Genomic DNA, 6,494 nt, shown 5'->3' with positions numbered 1-6,494 from the left:
GCGCGGGTCGCGTCGTCGGGGCGGGTGTCTCGGGGGGCGTCGCCTCGTCCGAGGCCGTCCCGTGCGCGGCGCGCGGTCAGTTCATCGCGCGGCGCAGGGTGCCGAGGTCGTCCGGCAGGGACAGGGCGCGGTTCAGCATCTCGTTGCGGGCGCAGGCGCCGGCCTTGAGCAGCTGGCCGAGGCCGCCGCCCGAGCGCGACCCGCAATCGGTCACGAGGTAGCTCGCCGCGAACAGCGCGATCGGGGCGAGGAACAGCACGAGCTTGAGCAGCCCGAACACCCGCCCGATCGCGCTCCGGCGGCGGGGCCGCGCGTCCTCCCAGTCCGCGTCGCGATCGAACCGCTCGTAACCCTGCTGCATGGCCGGACCGACCTCCCGGAGACCCGCGTGCGACCGCGCGAAGACCGGCGGCGACACCGTGAGGATGATGGTCCCATTTGAAGATCTCGCTAAGCGACGTGCTTAACGGCACCGGACCCGCCGCATCCGTCCCCGCCCGCCGCTTCGCCGCCCTTCTCGGCCGCCCCTCTCGGCCGCTCCTCGGCGAAGCCGTCGCGAACCTTGGCGAAGCAATTGCAAAGGCCTAAGCCGCGGGGTGTGATCGGGCCGGCGGCGCGAGCCGCCCGCCGGCGGACCGCCACGCCGCCGCATCGAACCGGGAGCAGCCCTTGGCCACCATCATTCCCGTCGCCTCCTTCGACTACGTCGTGTTCGGCGCGACCGGCGACCTCACCACCCGCAAGCTGCTGCCGGCCCTGTACCACCGCTACAAGGACGGCCAGATCCCGGCCACCTCCCGGATCATCGGCGCCTCGCGCTCCGAGCTCGCGGTCGAGGCGTTCCGCGCCCGCACGCAGGACGCGCTGAAGCGCTTCGTGGCCCCCGACGACCTCGACCCGGAGACGCTCGCCGCTTTCCTCGACCATCTCGACTACGTCGCGGTCGACGGCGCCGGCGACGACGGCTGGACCGAGCTCGTGGCCAAGCTCGACGAGCGGCCGGACCAGGTGCGCCCGTTCTACCTCGCCACCTCGCCCGACCTCTACGGCTCGATCTGCCGGAACCTCGCCAAGTTCGGCCTCGTCGGCCCGAAATCCCGCGTCGTGCTCGAGAAGCCGATCGGCAAGGACCTGACCTCGGCCCGCGCGATCAACGACGCGGTCGGCGAGGTGTTTCCCGAGGAGCAGATCTTCCGGATCGACCACTACCTCGGCAAGGAGACGGTGCAGAACCTGCTGGCGCTGCGCTTCGCCAACACGATCTTCGACCGGCTCTGGACGGCCGACGTGATCGACCACGTCCAGATCACGGTGGCCGAGACCGTCGGGGTCGAGGGCCGGGCCGGCTACTACGACACGTCCGGCGCTCTGCGCGACATGCTGCAGAACCACATCCTGCAGCTGCTCTGCCTCACCGCGATGGAGAGCCCGCTCAACCTCGACGCCAACTCGGTGCGCGACGAGAAGCTGAAGGTGCTGCGCGCCCTCAAGCCGATCACCGCGGGCGACGTGCAGCACGTGACGGTGCGCGGCCAGTACGTCCAGGGCGCCGTCGACGGCAAGCCGGTGGAGGGCTACCTCAACGAGCTCGGGCACGACAGCCGCACCGAGACCTTCGTCGCCTGCAAGGTCGAGGTCCAGTCCTGGCGCTGGGCCGGCGTGCCGTTCTACCTGCGCACCGGCAAGCGGCTGCCGCAGAAGCTGTCCGAGATCGTGGTGCAGTTCCGCGCCGCGCCGTTCTCGATCTTCCCGGAGGAATCGTTCGGGCGCGAGCCCAACCGCCTCGTCATCCGCCTGCAGCCGCAGGAGGGCATGAAGCTCGAGGTGATGACCAAGGATCCCGGCCCCGGCGGCATGCGCCTGCGGCCGACCAACCTCGACATCTCGTTCGAGGAGACCTTCAAGCAGCGCTACCCCGACGCCTACGAGCGCCTGCTGATGGACGTGGTGCGCGGCAACGCCACCCTGTTCATGCGCCGCGACGAGGTCGAGGTCGCCTGGGCCTGGGCCGACAGCCTGCTCAAGGCCTGGGCCGACCGCCGCGAGCCGCCGCGCGCCTACCCGGCCGGCAGCTGGGGCCCCACCGCCGCCATCGCCCTGATCGAGCGCGACGGGCGGACCTGGCACGAGGAGCTGCGGTGACCGCACCCGCCGCCCGGCGCCGGCTCGCCCTCGCCCTGACGCTCGCCTGCCTCGCCCACCCGGCCCGGGCGCAGGGGCCGGCGACGGGGCAGGATGATGCGCCGAGCGGGGGCGGGGGACGGCCCGACACCCGCGCGCTCACCTGCGCCGCCGCCGCGGGCCTCGTCGCCCGCGCAGGCGCCGTGGTGATGAGCACCGGCCCGCTCACCTACCTGCGGATCGTGCGCGACGGCGGCTTCTGCACCATCGAGGAGACGACGCGGCCCGATTACGAGGCCACCCGCGACGAGCGGCAATGCTTCGTCGGCTACCGTTGCGTCGAGCGGCTGCAGGAGGGCCGCGAGGGACCTTGAGGGGGAGGAAACCTTGAAATTCCGGCCTGCGCGTGCCTTATTCCGTGCCTGGGGACGGATCGCCTGAGCGGCTCGCCGCGATAGCCCCAGGCCGCCGACGACGGGCAACCGCAGTCGGTCCACGCGCAACGCGAGATAGCCAAGTGTCCCGGCGAGTGATGGCCCCTCCTCCCCGTGAGCGAGGGGCCTTTCACGTCCGGAGCCGTCCCGAACCGTGGATGCCGGCCCGCCGGAAAGGGCGCGGTCCTGTCGTGAGATCGCATCTTCCTCACGCGAGCCGGGCTCCACCGCGCTTGAGAATGCCTCAGCGCCGCGCCCGGGGCCGCACCCGATCACCCTGGTACACCTTCGCGCACAGGACCGCGAAGCTGATCTTGGTCGTGCCGGCCAGCACCCGCCGCCGATCCTGCACCGGGTACGCGCTCTCGACGACGATGAGCAGTTGCTGCCGATGCCCGGCCGCCGCCCGGCGGAGGCTGAAGTACATCGGATAGCACGCGCCATCGGCCAGCACGACGTTGGCGAGATAGACGTAGTTCCGATCCGTCGGCGTCATGTAGACCGAGGCACCCGGCAAAGCGTCGACGATGGCCGGCAATCGGCGAGAGAGTTCGTGCCGCGCGGGATCGTATGCGCGACGGCTCCGATGGTCCCAGATCAGGTGCTGGCGGTCGTGACGTTCGTCGTCGAAACCGACGGTGAAGCAGTGATTCGAGAAGCGTACCTCGATCGACAGCGCACGGCCGATCTTGTCGACGAAGAACGTCAGACGGCGCGGCTCCAGATGGGCAAGGTCGAGCCTCACGCCATCGATCACGTGGTCGAAATAGGCCATGGCCCATTCCGGATAGGTCTTCGGGCATAGGCCGCGCAACCGGCAAAGCTTGCATGCCGCAAGGCTCGCCACCGAACCCGTCATGGCCACCGGCCCGAGCGAATCGGGAAACGCAAGAGCCTGGCGGAGATCGCCGCACCGGTTCGCGGCACCGTCGCGTGCGCGAACCGGATCTCGATCCGCCCCGCCGCCCGGCGTCAGGCCGCCGGGACGCCGATCAGCTCGGCCTGGAGGCCGCCGAGATAGGTGGTGAGCCGGGCCGAGATCGCCGGGTCAGCGCACTGGACCCAGAGCGGCACCGGCAGGGCGGCGCGCGGGCAGCGCAGGATGATCCGCTCGGCCGACAGGGCGGCCTGCCGCTCGCTCGCCGCGGCCAGGAGCTTCGACCCCGTCGGCGTTCCGATCATGATGGCGATGCTCGTCATGCCGGGCCAACCCGTGAGCGGGCCGTCCGTTGCCTGCCGCCGGGGGCCGGGACGGCGTGTCGCGTGCGCGATCCCGATTCCCGGTCTACCCTGTCGCCGCCGCAGCTCATGAGCCTCGGCCCCGAGGGAGGATGGAACGCCGTGCGACGCCTCCTGAAGTTCCTGCACACGATGGGCGCGGTCGGGCTGATGGGGGCGTTGGCCTGCCTGCTCGTGCTGTTGGCGTTCGTGCCGCCGCCGGCCGACCGGGCCGGATACGCGCTGATGCGCGGCGCGATGGGCGCGGTCGCCACCTGGATCTTCCTGCCCGCGCTGGCGCTGACGCTGCTGGCCGGCCTCCTCGCCATGGCGCAGCGCGCCTTCCACCGGGCGGCCTGGGCCTGGGCGAAGCTCGCCACCGGCGTGCTGATGTTCGAGGGCGGCCTCGTCTACGTCCAGGGGCCGATGCGGCAGGAGGCCGACTTGAGCGCCGCGGCCTTGGCCGGCCGCCTCGACCCGGCGACGCTGGCCCAGTCGCTCGGGCCGGAGCGCAACACCCTGTGGCTGCTCTTGGTCGTCGCCACCGCCAACGTGGTGCTCGGCGTCTGGCGCCCGCGGCTGATGCGGCGGGCGCCCGTCGGGCAGACGGCGGCGCGCGGATAGGGTCCGCAGCACGCCCGCCCCGGCCCCCGTCCGGCGTCACGCCTCGTCGGCGGCCGGGACCCAGAGCGGCCCGCGCAGCACGGGGGCGCGCTTGGGCGGCGGCAGGGCGCGGCTGCCGGCGAGGTCGGCGAGCTCGGGCGCCTGGGCGGTGTCGTCGACGGTGAGGAACAGGCCGCGGGCGCGGGCCGCCCGGCCGAGATCGGCCCGGCTGGTCAGCACGCTCTGGGCCGGGCTCGTCAGCAGCGCGATCACCACCGGCGACAGCCACAGGGCGAGCCACGGGTCGCCGACCAGCGCCAGCGCGAGGCCGGCGAGCGCGCCGACCACGAGGGCGTCGGCCTGCAGGCGGCAGGCTTCCGCCCAGCTCACCTTGCGGTCGTCGCGGGCCTGGGCGTCCCAGCGCACCACCCGGCCGAAGAAGGTCGAGATCACCGCGCCGGCGGTGAACAGCGTCATCACCGGCCAGAGCAGCACCCAGATGCCCTGCTCGAGCGCCGCGCTCGCCAGCAGCGAGCGGGTGCCGCCGAAGGCGTCGCGCCGCGCCTTGGAGGCGAGCACGTGGCCGAGGCTCAGGAGCTTCGGCAGGGCCAGCACCGTGAGGGTGAGCGCGGCGAGCCCGTGCGCGGCGGCGCCGGTGCCGGTCAGCCCGTAGCCGAGCAGGCCGAGCTCGCCGGTGCGCGCGGCCAGCCACGCCCCCGCGACGAGGTAGGCGATCCACAAGGGCAGCACCCCGTAGGAGACGATGCCGACGGCGAGGTGCCAGCGGCTCGCCGCGCGCAGGCCCGGCCAGGGCAGGACGCGCAGGTGCTGCATGTTGCCCTGGCACCAGCGGCGCTCGCGCCCGAGGAGGTCGACGAGGTTCGTCGGCATCTCCTCCCAGGTGCCGCCCATCTCCGGCAGCAGGCGGACCTCCCAGCCGGCGCGGGCCAGCATCCCGCCCTCGACGATGTCGTGGCACAGGATTTCGCCGCCTAGGGGCGCCCTGCCCGGCAGCACCGGCAGCTGGGCGTGGTCGGCGAACGCCGCGACCCGCAGGATCGCGTTGTGGCCCCAGTAGCTCCCGTCCGGCCCCTGCCAGGTCTCCAGGCAGCGCAGGGCCAGCGGCGCGTAGAGCCGCACCGCGAATTGCTGGATGCGGGCGAACAGCGTGTCGCGGCCGGCGGCGTAGGACACGGTCTGGATCAGGCCGGTCGCCGGGCTCTCCTCCATCAGCCGGGCGAGGCGGCGCATCGTGGCGCCGGTCATCAGGCTGTCGGCGTCGAGCACGATCATGAAGTCGTACTGGTCGCCGTAGGTCCTGGTGAACTCGGCGATGTTGCCGGCCTTGCGCCCGATGTTCTCGGTGCGGCGGCGATAGCGGATCCGCGGGATGCCGGGGCCGGCGGTCTCGCGCCAGGCCTGGATCCGGGCGAACTCGTGCTCCTCAACCGCCGCGATCGCGCCGTCGCGGGTGTCGGAGAGGACGAAAAGGTCGATGTCGCCGCCGAGGGACTCGTCGCGGGCACCGTCCCGCGCGGCGTCGCGGGCGAGCGAGCGCGCCATCACCCGCAGCGCCGCGAACACCGCCACCGGGTCCTCGGCGTGGATCGCCACCACGGCCGCCGTGCGCGACAGGCCCGACGCCTGCGCCGGCACCGTCTCCGAGCGGCGCTCCAGGGCGGATTTCGCCCGCGCGCCGAGGCCGGCGGCGATCAGGCCGTAGAGGTACTGCCACGCGACGAACGACTGCCAGGTCATCACCACCGCGAACAGGACCAGCACGGTGCGGGCGAGCCAGGCGCCGGTCGGGTCGGCCGGGGCCGGGTAGGCGACGGCCGCCAGCCACGCGATCGCCGCGCCAGTGGCGAGCGACGGCACCGCGAGCGCCAGCCGCCGCCCGCCCAGCGAGCCGATGCGCCCGGCGCACTGCCAGGTTTCGGCCGCGCACCTCTCGACAGGGCGCCCGTCGGCGTGGGAGGCCGGCACTTTCGTGGACGGAATGGGGCGCGTGGCGGGCATGGAGCGCATCGAACTCGAAGGTGAGGACCACCCGCCGGAGGCGGGGCCGCAGCGCGGCGCCGGCGAGGGCCGGGGCGACGGGCCGGGGCCGCGCTGCGG

At 73.1% G+C, this 6,494-nt stretch carries 7 protein-coding genes; 3 read left to right on the top strand and 4 right to left on the bottom strand.

Features of this window, described 5'->3' with window-relative positions; translation table 11 throughout:
- Positions 1–76 precede the first annotated feature (76 nt).
- Positions 77–361, bottom strand: a complete 285-nt coding sequence (locus tag FV227_RS27230) for a hypothetical protein (protein WP_147860344.1) — start codon at positions 359–361, stop codon at positions 77–79.
- Positions 362–669: 308 nt separating this feature from the next.
- Here FV227_RS27230 and zwf point away from each other — a divergent pair, with 308 nt between their 5' ends.
- Both zwf and FV227_RS27220 read left to right on the top strand, forming a co-directional pair.
- Positions 670–2,142, top strand: a complete 1,473-nt coding sequence (gene zwf, locus FV227_RS27225) for a glucose-6-phosphate dehydrogenase (RefSeq protein ID WP_147844613.1) — start codon at positions 670–672, stop codon at positions 2,140–2,142.
- The gene (locus FV227_RS27220; RefSeq protein WP_147860343.1) at positions 2,139–2,495 is read left to right on the top strand and encodes a hypothetical protein; all 357 of its coding nucleotides are present in this window, start codon (positions 2,139–2,141) and stop codon (positions 2,493–2,495) included. The genes zwf and FV227_RS27220 overlap by 4 nt, the downstream gene beginning before the upstream one ends.
- Positions 2,496–2,799: 304 nt before the next feature.
- Here the strand turns inward: FV227_RS27220 and FV227_RS27215 are convergent, their stop codons facing one another.
- Positions 2,800–3,330, bottom strand: a complete 531-nt coding sequence (locus tag FV227_RS27215; protein ID WP_147729636.1) for a hypothetical protein — start codon at positions 3,328–3,330, stop codon at positions 2,800–2,802.
- Positions 3,331–3,527: 197 nt separating this feature from the next.
- Positions 3,528–3,755, bottom strand: coding sequence for a hypothetical protein (locus tag FV227_RS27210; protein ID WP_147729635.1), 228 nt, complete (start codon positions 3,753–3,755; stop codon positions 3,528–3,530).
- A 141-nt stretch (positions 3,756–3,896) separates the two neighbouring features.
- On the opposite strand from FV227_RS27210, the gene FV227_RS27205 reads away from it, so the two are divergent.
- Positions 3,897–4,397: a hypothetical protein gene (locus FV227_RS27205; RefSeq protein ID WP_147860342.1), complete on the top strand. Its 501-nt coding sequence runs from the start codon at positions 3,897–3,899 to the stop codon at positions 4,395–4,397.
- Between the two features lie 36 nt (positions 4,398–4,433).
- Here FV227_RS27205 and mdoH read toward each other — a convergent pair whose 3' ends face one another.
- On the bottom strand, positions 4,434–6,395 hold the full coding sequence (gene mdoH, locus FV227_RS27200) for a glucans biosynthesis glucosyltransferase MdoH (RefSeq protein WP_147860341.1): 1,962 nt from the start codon (positions 6,393–6,395) through the stop codon (positions 4,434–4,436).
- Between the last annotated feature and the right edge of the window lie 99 nt (positions 6,396–6,494).

Origin of the sequence: Methylobacterium sp. WL119, from assembly GCF_008039875.1 — a bacterium.
In the GTDB taxonomy this organism is placed as follows: Bacteria; Pseudomonadota; Alphaproteobacteria; order Rhizobiales; family Beijerinckiaceae; genus Methylobacterium.
This window is presented reverse-complemented; position numbering and strand designations above follow the sequence as displayed.